The sequence below is a fragment of the uncultured Psychrobacillus sp. genome (assembly GCF_938022135.1).
Lineage (GTDB): Bacteria > Bacillota > Bacilli > Bacillales_A > Planococcaceae > Psychrobacillus.
In genome coordinates, this window is record NZ_CALIED010000090.1 from 1 (window position 1) to 23,111 (window position 23,111).

The following is a 23,111-nucleotide window of genomic DNA, read 5'->3' on the forward strand; positions in this document are numbered from 1 at the left end:
TGCCCCTCGGGGTCAAATGGAGAAAAGCTCCGGTGGCTGAGGAACTGCCTCCTCGTTTTTCTCCATTTGCCTGTCGGGGCAGAGATAGGCGGTTGCGCTTTTCTCGATGTCTAGCTGCACCGCCTTGCCCCTCGGGGTCAAATGGGAAAAAACTGCGGTGGCTGAAGAACTGCCTCCTCGCATTTCCCCATTTGCCTGTCGGGGCAGAGATAGGCGATTACGCTTTTCTTTTTAATGAATGTCTTTTTTCTTAAATCTGCCGCCTTGTACCTCGGCTATGTTGCCTACTGCTAAAAAGGCATGGGAATCTATTTCTTCCACAATAGATTTTAGCTTGGCTTCCTCTAATCGAGTAACAACTGTAAAGATTACCTTCTTACTATCTCCTGTATAGGCACCTTCCCCATGAAGATATGTTACTCCCCGACCAAGACGGTCCATGACAGTATCACCAATAATCTCAACTTTATCACTAATAATAAAGACGGATTTAGATTCATCTAAACCTTGAATAACGATATCAATAGTTTTAAATGCTACAAAGTAGGCTAAAAAGGAATACATAGCTTGCTCCCAAGTGAAGACGAAACCGGCAACAGAGAATATGACTAGATTTATTATCATAATAATCTCGCCAACTGAAAAAGGTAATGCTTTATTAAAAAGAATAGCTAAAATTTCAGAGCCATCCAAGGAACCTCCATGACGAATAACTAATCCTACTCCGACGCCAAGAACGATGCCTCCAAATACAGTTGATAGGAGTAAATCCTTTGTAAAAGCATCAATATGGTGTAAATAAGATGTACAGAGTGACAGTATAGTAATACCAAAAAGAGTGGATAGTGCAAAGGTTTTTCCGATTTGCTTGTATCCTAAGAAAAAGAATGGAATGTTTAGTATGAAGATAAAAACTCCTAATCTTACTCCCGTTAGATGTGAAATAATGATAGAAACTCCTACTACTCCACCATCGAGAATTTGATTGGGAACTAAGAAAAGTTCTAGACCGACGGCCATCAGGATAGCTCCAATTGCTATCATGATCATGCGCCCAGCAACAACTTTTTTGGGGGTTTTTCTGTGAGGTATTTTAACTTTTGCCAGCTCAATCGCTATATCACTCAATTTAATCTCCTCTTTTCTAAAAAATAGCCATTCTTCTATTTTATAAAAAAATTCAAAAAATTAAAAGAGTGTTTTCTATATATTAATAAAATTATCCAAAAAATGTTATAAGCATTTTTAATCTATCTATTTAAATTTATGTAGTCCTTTCTGAAAAGAATAATGAAGGCTTTAATATTGCACGTGGCTGATAGAGGAATTATGAAAATAACAGAGCCCATCTTTAAATAAGTTTATCAAATTATATAGTTTGAATATTCATTTTAATCTGTTAATATTATTGTAAGATTGATATTATTAGAGGGGGGATATAAGATTCAAATTCATGGAAAGTAATTAAAATTGTAAGCGCATACATAATTATTCTTTTGCATATTATTTAAATGCGCAAAAAAATGTGGGGGAGGAATAGGGATGGTTTATGCATTTCCTAATACTGAAGGGGCAAAGGTTTCCTTTAAGGACAAGTATGATAATTATATCAACGGAGAGTGGACACCACCGGTTAATGGGCAGTACTTTGAGAATGTCACTCCTGTGACAGGAAAGGTATTTACAATGGTTGCTCGTTCCACATCGGAGGATATTGAATTGGCTTTAGATGCAGCTCATGCCGCAAAGGAAGCTTGGGGATTGACATCGGTAACTGAGCGATCAAATATTTTGAACAAAATTGCTAACCGTTTAGAAGAAAATTTAGAAATGTTAGCTATTGCAGAGACTTGGGATAACGGTAAAGCGGTACGAGAGACTTTAAATGCTGATTTACCTTTAGCTATTGATCACTTTCGTTATTTTGCTGGTGCCATAAGAGCACAAGAAGGTCGACTTAGCCAAATAGACAATGATACGGTTGCATATCATTTCCATGAACCTCTTGGTGTAGTGGGACAAATTATTCCTTGGAATTTCCCTATCCTAATGGCAGTATGGAAGCTAGCCCCGGCCTTAGCAGCTGGTAACTGTGTCGTGCTAAAACCAGCAGAGCAAACGCCAGCCTCTATATTAGTACTAATGGAGCTGATTGAGGATTTACTTCCCGCTGGCGTGGTGAATATCGTAAATGGATTTGGCTTAGAAGCTGGTAAACCTTTAGCCTCTAGTCCTAGAATCAGTAAAATTGCCTTTACCGGAGAAACTACCACTGGCCGTTTAATCATGCAGTATGCTTCTCAAAACCTTATTCCAGTAACACTAGAGCTTGGTGGGAAATCACCAAATATCTTCTTTGAGGACATAATGGATGAAGATGATGCATTTTTAGACAAAGCAATAGAGGGCTTTGTATTGTTCGCTTTAAATCAAGGAGAAGTGTGTACATGTCCTTCAAGGGTGCTTATTCAAGAGTCTATTTATGATAAGTTTATGGAACGAGTAATTGCTCGAGTGGAGTCTATTAACATAGGAAATCCTTTAGACCCTGATGTAATGATGGGAGCACAGGCTTCCACAGAGCAAATGGAGAAAATTCTATCCTACTTGGATATTGGAAAACAAGAGGGAGCAGAGTGCCTGATCGGTGGCGAACGGAATACATTAGAAGGTGAATTGGCAGAGGGCTATTACATTAAGCCGACAGTCTTTAAGGGTCATAACAAAATGCGTATATTCCAGGAAGAAATTTTTGGTCCAGTGGTGTCGGTTACCACATTTAAGACGAAAGAAGAAGCTCTGGAAATTGCTAATGACACGTTATACGGCTTAGGTTCTGGAATATGGACACGCAATATGAATACAGCATATCGTTTTGGACGTGCTATTCAAGCAGGACGTGTATGGACAAATTGTTATCATCAATACCCGGCCCATGCTGCTTTCGGAGGCTACAAAATGTCTGGAATAGGCCGAGAAAATCATTTGATGATGCTCAGTCACTATCAACAAACCAAAAATCTATTAGTGAGCTATAGTGAAAATAAATTAGGATTCTTTTAAGCAACAGAGAGGATGAATGTAGATGGTCGAAAGGGTCATCGCAACAGATGCTTCACTAGAGCTAATCGAGCAATTGAAAAGTAAGCACGGTCCCTTAATGTTTCATCAATCAGGAGGGTGCTGTGACGGGTCCTCTCCTATGTGCTATCCCAATGGGGAGCTAATTGTCGGAGATCAGGATATCCTCTTAGGACATATTGGGGATGTTCCGTTTTACATGCACAAGAATCAGTTTGAATACTGGAAGCATACCCAGCTAATCATTGATGTGGTAGAGGGCAAACGATTCCTAACAAGATCTCGGGCATTTACCTCTGACGAGAACACTCAGCTTAGTAGTTATGAATAATGGAAATAAGCACAGTAATGGTATCCCCTTCCTGTGCTTATTTGTAATTGACTCAACAAACACTGCAGAGCCCATAGCTTGTTACTTGCCGTCTTTAATAGCCATCCCGTTTCCTTAGAGTGTGATTTGTTTCATTCTTAAAATAAATTAAGCTATACTTACTTTAGAAAAAACAACGAAAGAAGGAATACGAATGGTTAAAGAACTGTTACGAGCGCATGCTTCTGTGAGAAAATATAAAGACTATAAGTTGCCGAGAGAAGAAGTAGTAGAGCTTATAGAAACTGCTCAACATGCTGCCAGCTCCCACTTCGTACAAGCCTATAGCGTGATATGGGTTTCCGATGAGGAGAAAAAAGAAGAACTAGGTAGACTATCCAAAAACCCTACTCAATTTGCTACTGCAGGAGCAGCTCTTCTAATGTGTGCAGACTTCAATCGCTTACAAGCGGCTGGCAAAATTCAAGAAAAAGAAATAACGATTGATACGGTTGAAAATGTAATTGTCGGAACAGTAGACGTAGCCCTGTTCGCGCAAAATCTTGTTATTGCTGCCGAAGACAAAGGCTATGGCATCTGCTACATAGGTGGGGTAAGAAATGCATTAGATGAAATTAGTACTTTGTTTAATCTGCCAGAAGGGGTATTTCCACTCTTTGCAATTACACTAGGTGTGCCTGACCAACAAAATGAGGTGAAGCCACGTCTACCAGTGGAGGCCATTCTCCACGAAAATGATTATAATTCTGGTAAATACGGAGAGCTTCTCAAAGAGTATGATGAAACGATGAAGGAATATTACTTGAGTCGTGGATCTAACCAAAAAGTATCTACTTGGACAAGTCAAATGGCAGACTTCCTAGAAAGTCCTCGCAGACCCCATGTGAGAGATTTCTTAGCAAGTAAAGGATTTAACTTAAAGTAAGTGAAATTTAGAAGAGAGGATCCGACATTAGTCGTGATCCTCTCTATAGCTTTTTACTGTGTAAAAAAGTTTTCAGTGTAGTAGGGTGTAGCAGTATCATTAAAAGCAGTTCCGACTCCTAAGTTCCTGTAATTTGGACTGAGAATATTTTTACGATGACCAAGTGAGTTCATCAATCCCTCATGGGCAAATATACTGCTGCTTTGTCCGTATGCTAAATTTTCACCAGCATAGGTAAAGCTAAGACCGTCCTGCTCCATTCGGTCAAAAGGAGTTAGCCCCTGTAAGTTGTCATGACTAAAATAATTATGGACAGCCATATCCTCACTATGCTTCCGAGCGGTGTCACTTACTGATTCATCGTACGCGAGGATAGGTAAACCACGAATCGCACGAGCAGCATTTGTTAAATCGAAAAGCTGATATTCAAATCCTTTTTTCAATTCCTCAGAAGGCTCACCAAATGTTTTTTTATGATTTTTTTCCACGGATTCCTCCACAATTTGTATTGCTGTAATAGTACTGCTCTCATGTATATCATAAAAAAAAGTAACATAGTTGTTATTGACCAAAAACAAATCATATTCCCCCGAGTCTGGGAGTATATAGACGATGTTACCCTTTTTTAAACGTTTGATAGGTTCTCCTAAAGCAGCAAGCACCTGCTCTCTATTACTATCCATAGTCATCCCTAAAAACATGGAGTTAGAGGGCTGATTAGTGAACATGGCATTTACCTTATTTTGAGAATCATAAGAAACCATCATGAAATTTTGATAGTTTTCATGGTGAGTATGCCAAACTAACCCGTATTCGTTTAGACTAACTCTTTGAGCTTTTCCATATATCGTTTCAATCTCGCTTTTTTTCATACCCATCTTAATCTGATCTAGCTCAATGCCTGCATCAGAAAGAGGAATGTTCGTTTTAGTTGGGGAGGAAGTAGGATTAGATTTCATCTCTTGCCAGTAAGCCTTCGCTTCATTTAGATACTGACCAACCTCCATAGACTCTATCCATTCATCTACAGGCTGAAGAAAAGAAAGATCAACATATTCAGTTGTATATTCCTCCCACAAAGGTCTGGAGAAGAAAATGGCTACTAACAAAAGAAGAAACCAGCCTACTTTTCTCACGTGTTTCACACTCCAACTTATTTCTTAATTTCTCCGCATACAATTCTTTTGCCAGAATTACCTGCAGGATCGGTTTTATAGTCATCAGCACTTTCATGAATAACAATAGCACTACCATCAGCATCTAACAAAGAATTACTTTTCCCTTGAGTTAACACTACAGCAGGTGAAATAGTTTCTAACTCAACAGTTCCATCCTTGTCTATTTCAATATTGGGTAGATCTCCGGCATGATACCCCTTATGATTTTGAAATCCATGCTCTTTTCCAGTAGGATTAAAATGACCTCCGGCGGATTCAAACGTTGGTTTTTCACAGCTAGCCTTCTCATGAAAATGGATGGCCTTAATTCCAGGAGCTAACCCCTCTGCTTTTAATAAAATATGGGTACCCTTGGAGGTTTCTGAAAGCGTTGCAGTTCCTACTTGTTTACCTTCTGAATTCATCAATGAAACATCCACCATCTCACCTTTATCTGCATCAACTGAAGAAAAGCTACACCCTGCTAATAAAACGCTAGTAATTACTAAAGTAACTGTAATATGTTTATACACTTATGTCCCTCCTAATTTTACATTTTTAAGTCCACATAAGTCTTACCAAATATAGGGTTTATATACATCTATTTAAATAAAAAGCACAATGCAGTCGACTTCTGCATTGTGCTTTTTATAATATAAACGGATTAACTCGGAACAAAGCGTTTGTCCCTCAAAAGGCATTAAGCTTAGCGATTAAGGTTTGCTCTCAATCGCTTCATTTGCATTAAGAATACAATCAAGGTCAAGGCAACAATACCGCTAGATAGCAGGTAAAGCCCTTGATACCCAAGTTTCGATGCAACAATTCCGAGGATGAAAGAACCTATAGCAATACCAGTATCGAACAATGTAAAGAAGGTAGCTGTTGCATAGCCACTTCTCTCATGAGTAGTCGATTGTATAGCTAGTGTTTGAAAGCTAGGCACAATCGCTCCATATCCTAAACCAATAAAAGCGCCAGACAATAAGAATGTAAAGGGACTATCCATATATGCTAATAAAATAAGTCCAAACATAAAGAAGACTAATCCCGGTATTATTATGTATCTTGGTCCTTTTTCATCAAAAATTCTTCCGGTAAATGGTCTACTTACAAGCATCACAATAGCAAAAACTGCAAAGAAGCTACTAGTTAGATACAACAAATCTTTTTGTTGGGAGTATATAGAAAGATAAGATAGAATGCTTGCGTATGAAAAAGCGACTAAGCTCCCGATTAATGCGATTGGTAAAGATTTCTTTTCAAAAAGATCGTTTAAAGTCATTTTTGCTCTGACAGGTGGCACGGCTGGCTGTTTCTCAGGAGGAATGGATAATGCCGTTAAAGCACCAATTAATAAAAGTAGACTCATAGCTATAAAGAAAATATCATATGAGAAGTACTGAACAATCGTCAAAGCGATGAAGGGACCTACTACTACAGCTAAATTTGTAGACATAGTAAAGTATCCTAATCCTGCACCACGTCTAGATGGTGGAATATTGTCTGCAGCAAGGGAGCCACTGGCGGTTGTAGCGATACTAAACCAAATACCTTGGACAAAGCGCAAAATAAGCAAGATACTAAAGGGTTCTATGAAGTAATACATAACTGTGCAAATCAAGTATAAAAATAAACTGATCCATAGCATCTTTCTCTTACCGGCTAAATCTAAAAGCTTACCGGTAAACGGACGCATAATAATTGCAGAAATTAAAAAAATGGTCATTAGTAAACCGGCATCTTCATCCGAACGCTCTAATACATCGGTAGCGTAAAGAGGAAGAACAGTTACTAAGCCATAGAAGATGATAAATATGGAGAAGTTTGTACTGAACAAACTGATAAAAGGTTTAGTCCATATTGGTTCCTTGTTAGTCAAAAAACATTACTCCTTATTAATTTTTTTTAACAACTCCATTAAAAGCTGTTGGTCTTCTTTAGACAGGGCAGAAATCATTTCGTTTTCGAAAACATTCATAGAGTTTTCAATAGTAGGAAAGGTTTCTAGCGCTTTGGTTGAAAGTCTTACTATTTTTTCACGACGGTCTTTTCCAGCCTTTATGTCTAGCCAACCTAAAACAGCCAATCGATTGACTGTACGAGTGATCGTAGGGGCTTCCACATTTAAATACTTCCAAATTTGAGTCAGTGTCATTTCATTATGTCGATAGACGCAATTCAAGACAGACCATTGAGATGAATAAAGATTATAACCCTTTAGCGTTTTGTTTACCTCATACGATAAATAACGAGTCTTTTGGAAAAGCTCATGAATAAGTGGATTTGTCATCTTCTAGCTCCTTGTCTGGAAAATTATTTAACTAGCTAAGTTTTATTTTAATCCTCATTATACACTTTGTAAAGTGGGAGAAAACTGGAGAAATAAGAAAAAGCCGAGAAGACTCGGCTTTTTAAAAGCATTGAAAAGATGTTATTCTTCCTAGGTCTGTACCGTAGAAGGTCCAACGAAAACCATTCCATCGAAAACCAGAAACTGAATTTCTACCTACATAGGTTGGGTAAATCCAAAAGCCTCTTCCGTTATTTAACCAAATATAAGTGTTCCGGAACAAGCAATTCCTAATAGCGCCAGGGTCAACCGCAAACACGCCTACATCCTGTCTTTGTTGAGGAATAAACGAGGGCGGAGGGCTAGTAGGTGGCCCTCCTTGTGTATTTTGTCCTGGAGGCCTACCTGGTGTACCTGGATTCTGCCCGCCACCTGGCGGTCTATTTGGAAATCCAGGCATCCCTGGCGAGCCCGGAAAACCCGGAGACCCTGGAAAACCTGGCGAACCCGGTGATCCTGGAAAACCTGGTATACCCGGAAAGCCACCTGGCCCTCCTGGCGGTCTTCCTGTGCTTCCAGGTCCACCAGGTGGTCTTCCCGGAAATCCGCCGGGAAATAAACCCGGAAAATTAAATTGATTCGTCAAAATAATATCCTCCTTCTACTTAGTCAAGTTAGTATATGTAGAAGGAGCTTTTATGGCACGGCTACTTAATGTAAGTTAAAGCCTTATTTAAGAGCTCTGTACTAGAGAGCGCTGCTTCGCCTCCACCTTGGGCAAGTGTATCGTTTCCTCCACCCTTACCATTAATTAGAGGAAGTAGCTGTAGAAGCAATGCTTTCATACTCTCTTCTCTATTTGTACCACGGGCAGTTACGATTTGAAGCTTTTCTTCATTGTGTGAAACTAATACACATAGGGAGGAAGGGGATTCCTCTACAAGGAAGCGAGCAAGCCTTTGTAGATCCTGAATAGTTCTATTTTCAAAAGTAACACCTACTATATCGTTAATAGATTGTTTTAATAACTCCTTGGCTTCGAACTTTAAAAGCTCCTGTTTGTGCTCATTTAATAGCTTTTCTAAATTTTTGTTAGTATGCAATAGGTTATTTGCAGCATCGACTAGCTTTTCCTCCGGTGAACTCAGCCTGCTAATTAGGTTAAGTAATACATTTTGCTTACGGTCAAGTTGTGTTAACACTCTTTTACCGCAGACAAATTCCACTCGAATATGCCGTTTTTGTTTCTCTGTCTGTAGGATTTTAATGGAACCTACTTGTCCAGTCGAAGATGGATGAGTGCCGCCGCAAGCGTTGTAATCGAAATCAGGAATGATGACTAATCGGATATCTTCCTTAATACTAGTTGCTTTACGTAATTTGTATTGAGTAAGCTCATCTTCTGTCACCCACTTTGTTTCAATAGCGCGGTTTTCAAGAATTATTTGATTAGCTAATTCTTCTACTTTTTTCAATTGCTCCTCAGTAACTTCGGTTGTATCTAAATCAATTGTTGCAGTTTCTTTACCAAGGTGGAAGCTTACTGTTTGCATTTGGAAAAGCTCTGCAAAGGCTGCAGATAAGATGTGCTGACCAGCATGCTGTTGCATATGGTCGAAACGTCTCATCCAGTTAATACTCCCCTTCACTTCTATGGACTGAGAATCTAATGGCTCAGCTAGAAAATGTCTTATTTCTCCATCTATAATCTCTACGTTGACTACGGAAATATCATTTAGACTACCAATATCACATGGTTGGCCGCCGCCAGTAGGATAGAAAGCTGTTTCTGAAATTATTACATATTCCGGTTCTTTTTTTATGATAGAGGCAGTAAAAGTAGTTAGGTAAGGATCTTCGTAATATAATTTGTTAGTCATTTCATTAGCTCCCTTATGTAGGATGTCATGATGGCTTCATTAGCGATTGCATCCCTGTATGTTTGTTCTTCTTGTCTTACTGTATACACTAATATCTTATAAATCCTCCATTACTTCTAGTTAGTTCTGGTAACTTTGAAAGAAATAGTGAAAATATCAATAGTATTTTAAAAAATCCTTCTCTATACTAAAATTAACGAAATATTAAATAAAAGAGGTAATCCATATGAATGTAGCTGCTAGAGAATACTGGAACAGTTTTTGGAAAGACAAAGAGTTTGAGCCCAAGGTCTCCGCTTGGCAATTTGGAGAAGATGCGGACACTTTGGCACAACTAGTTGTAAACAGAATAAAAACTGCTACCTGTTCCGCTCATATTCTATATGAAAAAGAAAATGAGCCACTTCCACAGGTTGGTGAGTATAATATTATCTTAAATACCAAGGATGAACCAGTTTGTATTATAAAAACAAAGGATGTCACCATTAAACCGATGAATAGAATTTCTGAAGAATTTGCGCATGCAGAGGGTGAAGGAGACAGAAGTTATAATTACTGGAAAAAAACCCACATAAATTTTTTCACAAATGAATTAGACAAAGTTGGGTTGAAGTTTGAAGAAGATTTATTGTTAGTCTGTGAACGATTTGAAGTAATTGATGTTAAATAAAAAGGGGTGCGAGTATGTTTAAAACAGTAACCATGTATACAAATAAGTTACAGGAGCTGCGAGGATTTTATGGGAATGTGCTAGAGCTCAATGTTACAGCAGCAGATGACCATTACTTTCAAGTAGAAATTGGCGAGTCTACTCTTGTTTTTCAAGAAACAGAACTTGCTTCGTTGTATCATTTTGCGATTAATATTCCAGGCAATCAATACACACTTGCTAAACTTTGGGCAAAGGAAAGAGTTGTGCTAAATAGAGAGGATGGGTTAGACGATATATACTATAGTCGGTTTGACGCAGACGCATTCTATTTTGAGGACCCGGCTGGTAATGTAATCGAGTTTATCGCTAGAAGACATGTAGATAAATGGAGTGACTTCAGTATTGAATCTTTACTGAATATAAGTGAGGTAAGTATAACAACTCCTTTTGTAAAACAGGTAGGAGAACAGCTTCAAAATCTAGGTATTGCTGTGTCAGGTCATGTTCGGATCGAGCCTGAGGAGCTAAACTTTATAGGTAGAAAAGATACATTTATATTACTCGTCCCTCCACAACGCAGATGGTATTTCTCTAGAAAGATGAGTGTTACCTCTCCAATAGACATTCATTTTACGAATGGTAAAAGAGTTGCAATTAATGAAAAAGGCGAGTTATCAGAGGATGAGAGCGACTAGGTAACACTTCTAGTGTTACAGTCGCTTTTTTTTAGAATGTCGCTTTTTTAGACCCTAAAGTACAACTGATATTTAAAATTATTTACATTAAAATTTTTTCTAGGGGAAAGATATACATAAAAAGGAGGCATGAAAACTTATGTGGTATAACAAAAGGACCGAAGAGATAGCAACAGAGTTACAGGTTAATCTACAAGAAGGTCTAACCACTGATGAAGCACGGCAGAGATTAGAAAAAAATGGACCTAACCGACTGGCAGCTGCCAAAAAGAAATCATGGTTTGAAAGAATATTTGCTCAAATTAACAATGTGCTTATTTATGTACTTATAGTTGCTGCAGCGGTTTCAGCTTTTGTAGGAGAAGTGGCAGACGCAATTATTATTGGGATAGTAGTTATTATCAATGCAGTTGTAGGTGTCGTTCAAGAGTCAAAAGCAGAGGAAGCATTAGAAGCACTAAAAAATATGTCCACTCCAAAGGCTGTAGTCAAAAGGGATGGTCAATCTAAAGAGATAGATTCGATTGAGGTAGTAACGGGTGACATTATTGTGGTAGGTGCGGGATCGTATATACCATGTGATATTAGGTTAATTGAATCCGCCAACCTCAAAGTAGAGGAAGCAGCTTTAACTGGAGAATCTGTTCCCGTTGAAAAGGATGCACATGTAAAGCTTAATACAGAGGAAAAGACAATTCCTCTAGGTGATCAAAAAAATATGTTATTCATGTCCACCCTAGTCACAGCTGGTAGAGGAACAGGCATAGCAGTAGGAACAGGTATGAACACCCAAATTGGTAAAATAGCAGGCATGCTACATACGGGGGATGAGCAAACTCCATTACAAAAAAGCCTTGCTCAAGTAGGTAAGTATTTAGGTTTTGCAGCAATGGGGATTTCTTTGCTGATTTTCTTAATCGGAATGTTTCAAGGAAGAGATTTACTAGAGATGTTCATGATTGCGATCAGTCTTGCAGTTGCTGCTATTCCTGAAGGTATGCCGGCTATAGTCTCTATTGTGTTGGCAATTGGTGTACAAAGAATGATTAAACAACATGTAATCATTCGTAAGCTCCCAGCGGTTGAGGCTTTAGGATCCGTAAATGTAATCTGTTCTGATAAGACCGGCACACTTACGCAAAACAAAATGACTGTAACAAAGTTTTTCTTAAATGGAGAGACTCAGGAAATAGCAAATCTAAAAAAGGCTAGTACTGGGCATGAACGTTTAATGAGAATTTTTGTTTTATGTAATGATGCTACCTATACGAGAGGTGCTGAAACAGGTGATCCAACTGAAATTGCATTAATCGCTGCAGGAGCGAGCCATGGGATTGACAAAAATGTCCTAGAAGCGGAGTTAAAAAGAGTCGCAGAGATTCCATTTGATTCGGAACGAAAGTTAATGACGACGATCCACGAGTCTGAAGACGGCTATTACTATATGACCAAAGGGGCAATAGATCGATTACTTGGTCGATGTAATAGAATTTGGAGTAATGGAGAAGTTAAACCATTAACGGAAGAGGATAAAGTAATCATTTTAAATGCATCTCACTCGATGTCTAGCGAGGCACTGCGAGTGTTAGCTGCGGCATATAAAGTGGATGCAGAGATAGAGCTGGAGCAGGCTGAAAATGACCTTATTTTCGTTGGATTCGTTGGAATGATTGACCCTCCTAGATTAGAAGTTAAAGACTCTATTGCACTATGTAAAAGTGCAGGTATTCGTACGGTAATGATAACGGGAGATCACAAGGACACCGCATTTGCTATTGCCAAGGATCTTGGAATTGCTTCTTCTGATGAGGAGGTTATGGAGGGCGTTGAATTAGACTCCTTAGACCAAGCACAATTGGTTAAGTCATGCCAAAACATCAATGTGTTTGCTCGTGTTTCTCCTGAGCACAAGGTGAAAATTGTCCAAGCTATGAAGGCCGCTGGTAATACGGTTTCGATGACAGGAGATGGAGTGAACGATGCACCATCCTTAAAAGAGGCAGATATAGGAGTTGCTATGGGTATAACCGGAACGGATGTAGCAAAAGGTGCCTCAGACATGGTACTTACGGATGATAATTTTTCTTCCATTGTAAAAGCAGTTGAAGAAGGTCGAAATATTTATAAAAACATAAAAAAGTCTATTATCTTCCTTTTGTCTTGTAATCTTGGAGAAATCATAGCATTATTTTTCGCAATCATTGCTGGATGGCCGACTCCTTTACGTTCCATTCACATTTTATGGATTAACCTAGTGACCGATACTTTCCCAGCTCTTGCTCTTGGGATGGATCCTGAGGAACCGGGAGTAATGAAGGAAAAGCCAAGACCAAAAAAGGAACAATTATTTCATGGAATGATTCCTTTCTTATTGCTAAACGGTCTACTAATAGGTATTGCAACTTTAGTTGCCTTTTTAATTGGGCTAGAGGGAGTTACAAAGAATGTGTCCGAGGAAGTATTGACACATGCTCAGACGATGGCCTTTATCACTTTAAGCTTTTCTCAGCTAGTTCATTCCTTAAATTTCCGATCTATGAACCAGTCAGTGTTTAAAGCGGGGTTGTTTAAAAATAAGTTATTAATATATTCTATTTTGTTAGGTGTTGTATTGCAGGTGCTCATTGTTTCAATTGGACCAATTGCAGATGTGTTTAGTGTACAGTCGCTACAATTAGAGGACTGGTTAATTGTTATTGGGCTTAGCTTACTACCACTAATCGTAAACGAGGTAGTAAAGATTTTTAGAAAATAGAGATAATCTTCAGGGGGAAATGTTATGGGAGAGATGAACAATCAACAAATAGAAGTGGCTCAAAAAGAATCGCAGTTTTCAGGAAGTATTCTATTGAAAAACAAGGATTCCTCGCTAGTAGAGACTAATTTTGGATATGCTAACCGCTCCGATCTGCTACTTAACACGATAGATACCAGGTTTGGTATTGCATCTGGTTGCAAAATTTTTACAGCGGTTGCCATTAGCCAGCTAGTAGAGGCAGGGAAATTAGCTTATGACCAAAAATTAAAGGATTGTACGTCCATCACTCTTCCTCACTTTGATAATTCAATAACTATTCATCACTTACTGACACATACTTCTGGAGTCCCAGACTATTTTGATGAAGAAGTGATGGATGACTTTGAAGAGCTTTGGATTGAAAAGCCGATGTACCATATGCGTAAGTTAGAGGACTTCTTACCATTATTTCAGAATGGTAAGATGAGATTTACGCCAGGAGAACAATTTCATTACAACAACGCAGGTTATATCTTACTTGGTTTAATCGTAGAAGAAACTACAGGGCTTTCGTTTCAACGATATGTAGAAAAAAATATTTTTGAGAAAGCGGGAATGAAGGACTCAGGGTATTTTCCGATGGATGCCTTACCAAATAATACGGCAATAGGTTATATAGATTATGAGGATGGATCATGGAAAACTAATATTTATTCTCTACCCGTCCTAGGCGGGTCGGATGGAGGAGCTTTTACAACGGCTCAGGATATGCTTCATTTTTGGGATGCCCTCCTAGACAATAAACTATTAGAAGAGCAAACAACGGCAGCCTTACTCCAACCATACGTAAAAGAACGGGATGATGATTACTATGGATATGGGGTATGGATAAAGAAAGACGGGAACAATATTAGCAAGTACCACGTAATGGGATATGACCCTGGAGTTAGCTTTCACTCGGCGTACTATCCTGCTCAACAACTTAAATTAGCTATCTGCTCTAATAAGTCCAAGGGTGCTTTTGCTATGATGAAAGTGTTGGAGCAAATGTACTGCCTTTAAATATTATTTGCGTTGCTTTCGCTCCTCGCGTTGTTTACGTAAAAGGGAATAAGCAAGGTAAAGCATCGACAAGCCTAAGAGGAAAGATAGGATAGAATATACGATATTATTTAGACCTTCACCGAATACTAATACGAGAAGAAAAACAGGTACAAGTATATATATTATTTTTTCAGGGTTAAGCATGAGAGACTCTCTCCTTCTTTTTATAATCTCTCTATTATAGCGAACAAAATAAGAAAAAGCTCTGTAAAAATGATAAACTATAGACGGAGGTGGACTTTGTGAATATAACATCTTATGAGGTTGAAAAGATAAAGGACCCAACAGGAATAATTGCTGGGGATCGATATGAATTTTTATTAGGCTTTGAAGTTCCAGAGGATGACGAGTTATTTGAAGAGGCAAGCTCTTTAGATTTAAGAGTTATTTTAGCTGTTTTAGATACGGGGTCAAAAATTGTTCAATATCACATTCTTGATCGCAGTAATGGAAAAGTATTAGACTACGGATTAGAAGAAAATGAAGAGTCTGTAGTTCTTGCTTTTTGCATGGAACACTATAACGAGGCGGAATAACGCAACTAGCCTCAAATAATGAGAAACGTGAAATCGTTAGGATATCACGTTTTTTCATTTGAGGCGAAGGTAGACAGATTAAGGGCGAGATGCCTAGACGAAAGATGTCTCGTTGTAAGTGAAAAATTGATTACTTTCTTCTCACGAAAAGCATATATTTTATGTCGCCATTCTTTCCAGGAACGGCCTGACTTTTTAACAAGAGAAATGATGGAATAGACTCAATTGAAGGACTATTAAGGAAATAGTTTTTGTATTTCCTTTTAGTTTCCTTCTTATTTGAATTGATGTAAACTTAACTGAGAAGATTTTACATATAAAGGTGGCTGTTTTGATGGAACTAACAAATTTGATGAATCAACTATCTATAATTGACGTCAAAAATGCTAAAAATATGAATATTACAGGACTTGCTTATAATTCACAGAAGGTGGAGAAGGGCCAAGTATTTGTTTGTATAAAAGGCTTTAAAGCGGACGGACATAAGTTTGCTGGACAAGCAGTGGAAAATGGTGCTGTAGCACTTGTGGTAGAGGAGTTTATAGATGCTTTAGAGGTTCCACAATATAAAGTTGGGGATGCACGTAAAGCTCTAGCTGAACTTGCTGCTGCTTACTATGATCATCCAACCCATAAGCTTAAAACGATAGGTATTACGGCAACTAATGGAAAGACATCAACCTCCTTTATGACTAATGCAATTTTAGAGAATCATGGTCTTAAAACAGGTCTAATGGGAACTGTCGTAGTTAAAATTGGTGATTATGCAGAGCCTTCTGAACTGACAACACCAGAATCGCTGGATCTACAGCGATTTTACGCTAAGATGGTCGATGAAGGCGTGACTCACGCTACTATGGAGGTTTCATCCTCTGCTTTAGAGTTAAAACGTGTAGGCTGTGTCGATTTTGACATTGTGACGTTAAACAATATAAGTCGAGAACATATCGACTTACATTCATCCTTTGAAAAATATTTTGAACATAAATCTAGTCTTATACGAGACGCTGGAGCAGACAAGGTAGCGATTCTGAATTTAGATGATGCTTATTCTGCCTCTCTAATTAACAAAACAAAGGCTACAGTTATTACTATTGGTGTAGAAGACCAATCGGCAGATGTAATATGTGAAGAATTGGATTTATCAACAGGAAGAGCAAAATTCAATCTAGTTATTCAACGTGATTTAGTTACAAATGATATGATCATACCCAAGCAACAATTTTCAATTGAGCTTTCTACACCGGGTTACCACTCCGTTTACAATTCCATGGTTAGTATTGTAGCCGGCTTGTTATGTGGTGTTCCAGTGGAGACCATCCAAAAAAGCCTCTCCGAATTTGTAGGGGTAGAAAGACGTTTTGAAATCATTTTTGAGGAAGATTTTAAAATTATAGATGACCACTTTGCAAATAGTGGGAACATAGATATCACACTTGGAACTTTAGAAAAAATGGATTTTAACCGCTTGTCCCTTGTATATGCAATTCGAGGAGATAGAGGGGTAACCGTCAATAGAGAAAATGCAGAAGCTATCGCTAAATGGGCACCAAGATTAGGTATTCATGAGATCACTGCTACCATTAGTAAATCCCACGTTACTAAGAAAGATGTTGTGTCTGAACAAGAGTTACAAGTATTTAAAGAAGTAATGGACGAAGCAGGCATTACGGTTCATTTATATGAAGAACTACCAGAGGCCATTAGCTTTGGCTTGAGTGAGGTGTCTGAAGGCGATCTTGTTCTGTTAGGTGGATGTCAAGGAATGGACTATGGTGCTAAGATTGCTTTAGAACAGCTAGAATCCCTTCGACCAGATGTAGATAAAAAGAAATTATTCCAACCATTAGAGAAACGTGTGGCTGGAAACTAGATAATAAAAGAAGCAGTCCGCATTTAAAATGGGGACTGCTTCTTTTATTATCGTTTTGGATGATAATCTAATTCCATAAATAGTTCTTTTCTTTCTTGCTCAGTTAAATCGCGCCATTCACCAATAGCAAGACCATCAATGGAAATGTTCATAATACGAACTCGTTGTAATCTCTTAACTGTAAATCCTAAGGCAGAACACATCCTACGTATTTGGCGATTTAAGCCTTGAGTTAAAATAATATTAAATGTTTTTGGTCCTATTTTTTTTACTTTACATGGTAAAGTAGTTGTATCAAGAATGTTAACTCCAGACGACATTTTTTCAATAAAAGTGTCTGTTATTTTCTCATTGACAGTTACAATATATTCTTTTTCATGCTTGTTTTCTGCCCGAAGAATTTCATTCACAATATCCCCATCGTTTGTTAGTAATATTAAGCCATCAGAATCTTTGTCTAAGCGACCAATATGGAAGATGCGGAGTGGGTGATTAACAAAGTCCACGATATTTCCTTTAATATTACGCTCTGTTGTACTAGTTATACCTACTGGCTTATTTAAAGCAAGGTATACTAAAGGCTGCTCCACAGTTACCGGCTTTCCATCTACACGTACATCATCGCCAGTCTCTACTTTACTTCCTAGTTCAGCAACTGCCCCATTAATGGTAACCTTGCCCTCTGCTATCCATTTGTCTGCACCACGTCTAGATACTATGCCAGCCTCGCTTAAAAATTTATTTATACGCATCATTTAACACCTACTTTTCTTTGTGGTATTAGTATAACAAATTAGTGAAACTTTCATGGGTTTTAAGCAGTAAAAAAGTAAAGGAGTGGGTAAAATGATGAAAATACAAAAAGTAGAGCATAATTATAATAAGCTCAAAGAGATTTTAGGATGGTCAGTAGATAAAAGAGTAACACTGTCCCTTGCTGGCTATTATACGTCCCTAGAAAAAGATGTGGATTCAGTTCGCTTTAACAAGATAAAAGAGATTCTGAAGAACAGAGTAAGTGTGTTCTCTCCCTTGCGTTCCCACCTACAGCCATTATTTACTTCCGTTTTGGATGTAAGTGGCCAAGAACCGGAAGAAGCAATCGATCAGTTGTTACTGAAGGTAGAGGAATTGAAGAAAAAATCGTTTAAGATGAATGATTACACATACGTTGCTGCTCTAATGATGTCGGATGAATCAGATAAGTGGGATTTTGAAATCAGTAGAGCTATGGAGCTTATGTCAGCGATGAAGGTCCATCATCGTTTCTTAACTAATAGTGATGATTATCCATTTGCCATCTTTTTAGGTAAGCTGGAAGGGGATATTACAACGAGGGCAGCGACCATGAATAAATACTATGAGGAGTTAAAGAATCATAAATTTTATGCAGGAAATGAGCTCCAGTGGTTATCTCAAGTGCTTACTTATACAAATCCAGGGTATGATAAGGAAACAGTACCAAGGGTAGTGGTTATTAGGGATGGTTTTAAAAGTGTGAAGATAAAATTCTCTATTTCGCAATATCCACTTATTGGTTTTATGGCTGCTCTTAAATTAAACGAGAATCAGCTAATGGATATAGTAGAGACATACAGAGCATTGACTAATATGAAGCTTTTTACCTGGTACAAGGAATCAGCACTACCTATTGCTCTTGGACTGACTTTGAATCCTTCTAGGGACATACGTGAAACTACCGCAATATCAATGACTACCTCCCTTGAATTACTTTTGCAGGCTCAGCAGGCTATGATGATTTCATCTATTGCAGCGACAAGTTTCGCATCTTCTTCCAACTCAAATTAAAGAAGGAATGCTATACTAAGTAAGTAAGAATATAAGAAAGATCTATACATCGAAGTTAAACATCAAGGAGAGATTTTCGTGAATACTAATCCAATGAGTCAATCAAGAACAATTCAAACCCATTTAATCTTACCTCCAGATACTAATCATCATGAAACTATATTTGGTGGCAAGGTTTTAGCGTTTATAGATGAAATCGCAGCCATCACTGCGATGAAACATGCAAAAGGAGCTGTCGTGACCGCTTCTATTGATTCCGTAGACTTTTTATCTTCAGCAAAAGTTGGAGATGTAATTGAATTAGATGCAATTGTATCCTCAACGGGACGCAGTTCAATGGAGGTATACGTTCGCGTAACTTCCATGAATCTACTGACAGGAGAAGAAAAACTTACAACCGAATCATTCCTGACAATGGTTGCAGTAGATGAAGAGGGGAAACCAGTTCCAGTCCCGGGTATTCATCCAGAAAATGAGGATGAAAAACGTCTGTATGAAACTGGACCAGCAAGAAGGGCCCACCGTAAACAACGTCTAGCGATGAAATATTAAAAACCGAGGTGACTGTATGTTAAAGCTAATAGATGAGAATTATAAGTACTTAATGATTTTATTTCTTGGCATCTATTTAATAAATTCTATCTATCTCCATGAGATGACAATTACAATTATGGTTATCCTTTTGGTCATCATTTTAGAATTATTTATACACCGTCATCAAATGAAGCAACTTAGTTATATGCAGATTGCAATAATGGGTATTGTAGTTATTGCTGGAATCGCCGGACTCATCTATTTGCTAGTTACGCTTCAAATCTTCTTAAACCCATTTAATCTACCACACGCAGTAGAGACCATTTTAGTGGTATTATTTCTAGCGTTTGGCCTCTATATTTTGTGGCAATTTTTACGAAAACTGTTTAAGCGAGCATTAGAGCATTAAAAGAAGACCCTCCAAAAGAGAAATCTTTTAGGAGGGATTTTTTTATGAAACTATTTCCTGAAGGTTTTCGTAAAAGGGGTAGGGGGGATGTAGATGAAACATATTTATGAACGGACAGCCAAATATGCTAAAATAGCCTCTATTACTGTTTTAATAGTTTACATAGCAGCAATTTTGGGCTTTAGGGACACTTTATTAACGGATTGGGAATTACATATATCTGTAGGATGGACGCTTCTCATTTTCTTTAGTTTGACTTTCTTGTTCCAACAAGCAGCGAACAAGCTACCAGTGGAGCAGAGCACAGTTACAGAACAAACTCCATCTGAATTTACATTAAAGGAGTTAAATTTCCAAAGTGATGTCTCGATTATTCCGAGGAGCTTTTTAGTATCCCCCACTGGTGAAAGGCTTTATAGCATCAGTCCTACAGTGGAACAGCCGGTCATAAGAAGGCTAAATGCATTTCCACTTATTCGAAAAGGAATGATATTTCCAGTAACTTATGATGTTATAACAATGGATGGTCAAGTGGTTAGCAAGTTTACTATTGCAAACAAATTTAAATTTATGGAGATACAAGTGTTTGATCATAAGCAGGTACACCTTTCAACTGTAGTACTTCCAGTTTTTTCAGTAAAAAATAGAGCACTAGTATTTGACCCAAATCGGGAAAAAACACATCAGATGGAAGCAAAGAGTGTATACGGTGATATAGACGTAAATGATTTGAACGGTAAAAGATTAGCAACCTATCGCTTTGGTATGTTTCCGTATGCTACACACCCGGCCTTTGAGCTGCAAGGGATGAATGTTCACGTTTCATTTGCAGAAGGCCTATCATATGTAGAAAAACTAACTTTTACAGCTTTATTTTATTACTGGACAGCTAATCAGTCCTGATTTAAATGGAGATATAAGAAGGAGGCTCATCATAAGAAAATATGATGTGCCTCCTTTATATTAGTGTGCTTTATAATTATAGATGGGCTTAATAACCTCTAATACATCAACCGTGTCATGAATATGAGCAAGTATATCCTCCATAGCCTTGTAGGCAAAAGGAGATTCATCTACTGTGGCAGACACTACGGAAGTACTCCAAATTCCTTCCATTGAAGCTTGAAAGTCCTCTAACGCTACTTGTTTTCTTGCTTGAGAACGGCTCATTAAACGGCCAGCTCCATGAGGGCCAGAATAATTCCATTCAGGATTTCCTTTTCCGCGACAGATAAGTGAGCCATCACGCATATTCATTGGTATAATTACGATTTCATCAGCTTGAGCCGATATTGCTCCCTTGCGTAAAATCATGTTATCTAAGTCAATATAATTATGAATGGTATCAAACTCTGATTGAACACTCCAGTTCATTCCTCTACAAATAACATCAACCATTGTCTTACGATTAAATGCGGCGTACTTTTGGGCAATGGAAAGATCATATAAATAATCCTTCATATTGTCTCCTTCTACATATGCAAGATCTCTTGATACGCTGTTACCTAAAGTATCGGCTGCTACTTGCTGATAATGCTCTGCAATTTGTTTTCCTAAGTTTCTACTTCCAGAGTGAATGACTAGATAGATACTGCCATCTTCCCCTTCATTCAGTTCTATAAAGTGGTTTCCCCCTCCTAGTGAACCTAGGCTTAACCTTGCGCGCTGTTCATTAATAGGAGCAGCTACTTCTTCGAAAGGTATTTCTATTGTATTACGATGTTCTTTTTGGCGAATACGAGTTCCGCTTGGTACATTTTTCTTGATTGTCTTATCAAGCTTGGCAAAATCCACATCTTCTTTTCTAGTATCTAGCTTTGCACAAATCATTCCGCATCCTAAATCGACTCCTACAAAATTAGGGACTACTTTATCAGTAATCGTCATAGTAGTGCCTACCGTACAGCCTTTTCCAGCATGTAAATCTGGCATCATTCTAATTTTGGTGTCCTGAAGAAATGGAAGACTACAAAGCTGTTCTACCTGAGATTTTGCAGTTTCTTCTATTGTATCTGTAAAAACTAATGCATTATTATGTGTTCCTTTAATCTCAATCATATTATCCCCCTAAGTAAATTTTAACTTCTAAACAAATTAAACCAGCCCTTATACTTGAACCAAGCAATCATCCCAGTAGCAATTACTACCATTAAACCAACGACAATAAAGTAGCCATACTTCCACTCTAACTCAGGCATATTAATAAAATTCATGCCGTACACTCCAACGATAAACGTTAACGGGATAAAGACGGTAGAAACCGTGGTCAGTATCATCATAATACGATTCATTCGGCTAGCATTGATTGAATCATAGCTGTCCCTTATATCTGCAGTTAACTCTCGATTAGCTTCTACCATCTCGGTTAACTTCAGAAGATGATCATAAATGTCATCAAAATATGCACGCTCACTCTGGTTTAAGTTAATACGCTCGGAGTACATCACTCGGTATAGCAAGTCTCGCATAGGAATGATAGTTCTTCGTAAACGCAATAAGTCACTTCGTAGGTCAAATACTTGATCCATAGACAAATGATCCATGTCCATCGATAGCCTTTCGTCTACCTCATTCAAATAATCCTCGATGTGGTAAACAATTGGGAAGTAGGTGTCTACTACTTTATCCACGATATTGTACGTAATGAGGATGTTGCCACGATCCCAATTTCTAGGGTTACTTCTAATTCTCTCTCTAGCTTCTTGTAACTCTTGCATAGGGGGAAAGTGGAAACTTACAACAAAATCCTTTCCGACAAAAAGGTTGAGCTCCTCAGCCTCCATTTCTTTCTCATTAAAGGCATGTAAAACAAAAAATTCATAATCAACATAGTGATCTAACTTAGGACGTTGCAACATTTGCAAACAATCCTCGATAGCAAGTGGATGGAAGTGAAAGAAGGAGCTTAAAAGTTGTTCCTCTTCTTTTGTCGGTTCACCAATATCCACCCAATACCATTCCAGTTCGTTTGTTTGTATATATTCTAAAGGAAAATCCATAATGACCTCTTGGTTGACTGTCCTGCCTATTGTACTTATCATAAAGAAACCACACTTTCACCAGATCTTTGTATATTATCTCATAATATCCCAATG

23 protein-coding genes are annotated in these 23,111 nt (G+C 38.1%); 13 read left to right on the plus strand and 10 right to left on the minus strand.

Annotated features, from left to right (window positions below; genetic code table 11):
* Positions 1-231 precede the first annotated feature (231 nt).
* Positions 232-1,128, minus strand: a complete 897-nt coding sequence (locus Q0371_RS18515) for a YitT family protein (protein ID WP_353056462.1) — start codon at positions 1,126-1,128, stop codon at positions 232-234.
* Between the two features lie 414 nt (positions 1,129-1,542).
* Between Q0371_RS18515 and adh the strand changes: the two genes are divergently transcribed.
* From adh to Q0371_RS18530, 3 genes are all read left to right on the plus strand, one after another.
* Complete coding sequence (gene adh, locus Q0371_RS18520; RefSeq protein ID WP_169359428.1) at positions 1,543-3,063, plus strand: aldehyde dehydrogenase; 1,521 nt, start codon at positions 1,543-1,545, stop codon at positions 3,061-3,063.
* A gap of 22 nt (positions 3,064-3,085) precedes the next feature.
* Positions 3,086-3,412 (plus strand): DUF779 domain-containing protein, encoded by a 327-nt coding sequence (locus Q0371_RS18525; RefSeq protein WP_298474011.1) that lies wholly within the window; start codon positions 3,086-3,088, stop codon positions 3,410-3,412.
* A gap of 193 nt (positions 3,413-3,605) precedes the next feature.
* Entirely contained in the window at positions 3,606-4,337 is a 732-nt protein-coding gene (locus Q0371_RS18530; protein ID WP_298474014.1) for an NADPH-dependent oxidoreductase, read from the plus strand.
* A 53-nt stretch (positions 4,338-4,390) separates the two neighbouring features.
* Here Q0371_RS18530 and Q0371_RS18535 read toward each other — a convergent pair whose 3' ends face one another.
* The 6 genes from Q0371_RS18535 to Q0371_RS18560 form a co-directional block, all read right to left on the minus strand.
* Positions 4,391-5,473 (minus strand): CAP-associated domain-containing protein, encoded by a 1,083-nt coding sequence (locus Q0371_RS18535; RefSeq protein ID WP_298474017.1) that lies wholly within the window; start codon positions 5,471-5,473, stop codon positions 4,391-4,393.
* A gap of 17 nt (positions 5,474-5,490) precedes the next feature.
* Positions 5,491-6,027, minus strand: a complete 537-nt coding sequence (locus Q0371_RS18540; protein ID WP_251555631.1) for a superoxide dismutase family protein — start codon at positions 6,025-6,027, stop codon at positions 5,491-5,493.
* Positions 6,028-6,200: 173 nt separating this feature from the next.
* A complete protein-coding gene (locus Q0371_RS18545) occupies positions 6,201-7,376 on the minus strand; it encodes an MFS transporter (protein ID WP_169359425.1) in 1,176 nt (391 codons plus the stop codon).
* Between the two features lie 6 nt (positions 7,377-7,382).
* Positions 7,383-7,787, minus strand: coding sequence for a MarR family transcriptional regulator (locus tag Q0371_RS18550; RefSeq protein WP_169359424.1), 405 nt, complete (start codon positions 7,785-7,787; stop codon positions 7,383-7,385).
* Positions 7,788-7,908: 121 nt separating this feature from the next.
* On the minus strand, positions 7,909-8,433 hold the full coding sequence (locus Q0371_RS18555; RefSeq protein WP_298474023.1) for a hypothetical protein: 525 nt from the start codon (positions 8,431-8,433) through the stop codon (positions 7,909-7,911).
* A 61-nt stretch (positions 8,434-8,494) separates the two neighbouring features.
* Complete coding sequence (locus Q0371_RS18560; protein ID WP_298474026.1) at positions 8,495-9,667, minus strand: DHHA1 domain-containing protein; 1,173 nt, start codon at positions 9,665-9,667, stop codon at positions 8,495-8,497.
* A 226-nt stretch (positions 9,668-9,893) separates the two neighbouring features.
* Between Q0371_RS18560 and Q0371_RS18565 the strand changes: the two genes are divergently transcribed.
* The 6 genes from Q0371_RS18565 to murE all read left to right on the plus strand — a co-directional run bounded on the left by Q0371_RS18565 (position 9,894) and on the right by murE (position 17,264).
* Positions 9,894-10,337 carry an ASCH domain-containing protein gene (locus tag Q0371_RS18565; protein ID WP_298474028.1) on the plus strand — a complete coding sequence of 148 codons (444 nt, stop codon included), beginning with the start codon at positions 9,894-9,896 and terminating at the stop codon, positions 10,335-10,337.
* 14 nt (positions 10,338-10,351) lie between these two features.
* The gene (locus Q0371_RS18570; RefSeq protein ID WP_169359420.1) at positions 10,352-11,014 is read left to right on the plus strand and encodes a glyoxalase; all 663 of its coding nucleotides are present in this window, start codon (positions 10,352-10,354) and stop codon (positions 11,012-11,014) included.
* 139 nt (positions 11,015-11,153) lie between these two features.
* Positions 11,154-13,769 carry a calcium-translocating P-type ATPase, PMCA-type gene (locus tag Q0371_RS18575; protein WP_298474031.1) on the plus strand — a complete coding sequence of 872 codons (2,616 nt, stop codon included), beginning with the start codon at positions 11,154-11,156 and terminating at the stop codon, positions 13,767-13,769.
* Between the two features lie 24 nt (positions 13,770-13,793).
* On the plus strand, positions 13,794-14,813 hold the full coding sequence (locus tag Q0371_RS18580) for a serine hydrolase (protein WP_298474034.1): 1,020 nt from the start codon (positions 13,794-13,796) through the stop codon (positions 14,811-14,813).
* A 284-nt stretch (positions 14,814-15,097) separates the two neighbouring features.
* Positions 15,098-15,391 (plus strand): DUF6509 family protein, encoded by a 294-nt coding sequence (locus Q0371_RS18585; RefSeq protein ID WP_169359418.1) that lies wholly within the window; start codon positions 15,098-15,100, stop codon positions 15,389-15,391.
* A 334-nt stretch (positions 15,392-15,725) separates the two neighbouring features.
* A complete protein-coding gene (gene murE, locus Q0371_RS18590) occupies positions 15,726-17,264 on the plus strand; it encodes a UDP-N-acetylmuramyl-tripeptide synthetase (RefSeq protein WP_298474037.1) in 1,539 nt (512 codons plus the stop codon).
* A 47-nt stretch (positions 17,265-17,311) separates the two neighbouring features.
* Here the strand turns inward: murE and rluF are convergent, their stop codons facing one another.
* Complete coding sequence (gene rluF, locus Q0371_RS18595) at positions 17,312-18,016, minus strand: 23S rRNA pseudouridine(2604) synthase RluF (RefSeq protein ID WP_169359433.1); 705 nt, start codon at positions 18,014-18,016, stop codon at positions 17,312-17,314.
* A 94-nt stretch (positions 18,017-18,110) separates the two neighbouring features.
* Here rluF and Q0371_RS18600 point away from each other — a divergent pair, with 94 nt between their 5' ends.
* The 4 genes from Q0371_RS18600 to Q0371_RS18615 all read left to right on the plus strand — a co-directional run bounded on the left by Q0371_RS18600 (position 18,111) and on the right by Q0371_RS18615 (position 20,919).
* Positions 18,111-19,073 (plus strand): DUF4003 family protein, encoded by a 963-nt coding sequence (locus tag Q0371_RS18600; protein ID WP_169359416.1) that lies wholly within the window; start codon positions 18,111-18,113, stop codon positions 19,071-19,073.
* A gap of 93 nt (positions 19,074-19,166) precedes the next feature.
* A complete protein-coding gene (locus Q0371_RS18605; protein ID WP_169359432.1) occupies positions 19,167-19,625 on the plus strand; it encodes an acyl-CoA thioesterase in 459 nt (152 codons plus the stop codon).
* A 16-nt stretch (positions 19,626-19,641) separates the two neighbouring features.
* Entirely contained in the window at positions 19,642-20,016 is a 375-nt protein-coding gene (locus tag Q0371_RS18610; RefSeq protein WP_169359415.1) for a hypothetical protein, read from the plus strand.
* A 93-nt stretch (positions 20,017-20,109) separates the two neighbouring features.
* Entirely contained in the window at positions 20,110-20,919 is an 810-nt protein-coding gene (locus Q0371_RS18615; RefSeq protein ID WP_169359414.1) for a hypothetical protein, read from the plus strand.
* Between the two features lie 60 nt (positions 20,920-20,979).
* On the opposite strand, the gene Q0371_RS18620 is transcribed toward Q0371_RS18615, so the two are convergent.
* Both Q0371_RS18620 and corA read right to left on the minus strand, forming a co-directional pair.
* On the minus strand, positions 20,980-22,074 hold the full coding sequence (locus Q0371_RS18620; RefSeq protein ID WP_169359413.1) for an RtcB family protein: 1,095 nt from the start codon (positions 22,072-22,074) through the stop codon (positions 20,980-20,982).
* Positions 22,075-22,094: 20 nt separating this feature from the next.
* On the minus strand, positions 22,095-23,057 hold the full coding sequence (gene corA / locus Q0371_RS18625; protein WP_298474042.1) for a magnesium/cobalt transporter CorA: 963 nt from the start codon (positions 23,055-23,057) through the stop codon (positions 22,095-22,097).
* Positions 23,058-23,111 lie beyond the last annotated feature (54 nt).

Coding starts and splice junctions, on each gene's coding strand:
- Q0371_RS18570 (WP_169359420.1), top strand. CDS start 10,352: ATGTTTAAAACAGTAACCATGTATACAAATAAGTTACAGGAGCTGCGA.
- Q0371_RS18565 (WP_298474028.1), top strand. CDS start 9,894: ATGAATGTAGCTGCTAGAGAATACTGGAACAGTTTTTGGAAAGACAAA.
- rluF (WP_169359433.1), bottom strand. CDS start 18,016: ATGCGTATAAATAAATTTTTAAGCGAGGCTGGCATAGTATCTAGACGT.
- corA (WP_298474042.1), bottom strand. CDS start 23,057: ATGATAAGTACAATAGGCAGGACAGTCAACCAAGAGGTCATTATGGAT.
- Q0371_RS18550 (WP_169359424.1), bottom strand. CDS start 7,787: ATGACAAATCCACTTATTCATGAGCTTTTCCAAAAGACTCGTTATTTA.
- Q0371_RS18600 (WP_169359416.1), top strand. CDS start 18,111: ATGATGAAAATACAAAAAGTAGAGCATAATTATAATAAGCTCAAAGAG.
- Q0371_RS18575 (WP_298474031.1), top strand. CDS start 11,154: ATGTGGTATAACAAAAGGACCGAAGAGATAGCAACAGAGTTACAGGTT.
- adh (WP_169359428.1), top strand. CDS start 1,543: ATGGTTTATGCATTTCCTAATACTGAAGGGGCAAAGGTTTCCTTTAAG.
- Q0371_RS18610 (WP_169359415.1), top strand. CDS start 19,642: ATGTTAAAGCTAATAGATGAGAATTATAAGTACTTAATGATTTTATTT.
- Q0371_RS18525 (WP_298474011.1), top strand. CDS start 3,086: ATGGTCGAAAGGGTCATCGCAACAGATGCTTCACTAGAGCTAATCGAG.
- Q0371_RS18605 (WP_169359432.1), top strand. CDS start 19,167: ATGAGTCAATCAAGAACAATTCAAACCCATTTAATCTTACCTCCAGAT.
- Q0371_RS18615 (WP_169359414.1), top strand. CDS start 20,110: ATGAAACATATTTATGAACGGACAGCCAAATATGCTAAAATAGCCTCT.
- Q0371_RS18530 (WP_298474014.1), top strand. CDS start 3,606: ATGGTTAAAGAACTGTTACGAGCGCATGCTTCTGTGAGAAAATATAAA.
- Q0371_RS18560 (WP_298474026.1), bottom strand. CDS start 9,667: ATGACTAACAAATTATATTACGAAGATCCTTACCTAACTACTTTTACT.
- Q0371_RS18620 (WP_169359413.1), bottom strand. CDS start 22,074: ATGATTGAGATTAAAGGAACACATAATAATGCATTAGTTTTTACAGAT.
- Q0371_RS18580 (WP_298474034.1), top strand. CDS start 13,794: ATGGGAGAGATGAACAATCAACAAATAGAAGTGGCTCAAAAAGAATCG.
- murE (WP_298474037.1), top strand. CDS start 15,726: ATGGAACTAACAAATTTGATGAATCAACTATCTATAATTGACGTCAAA.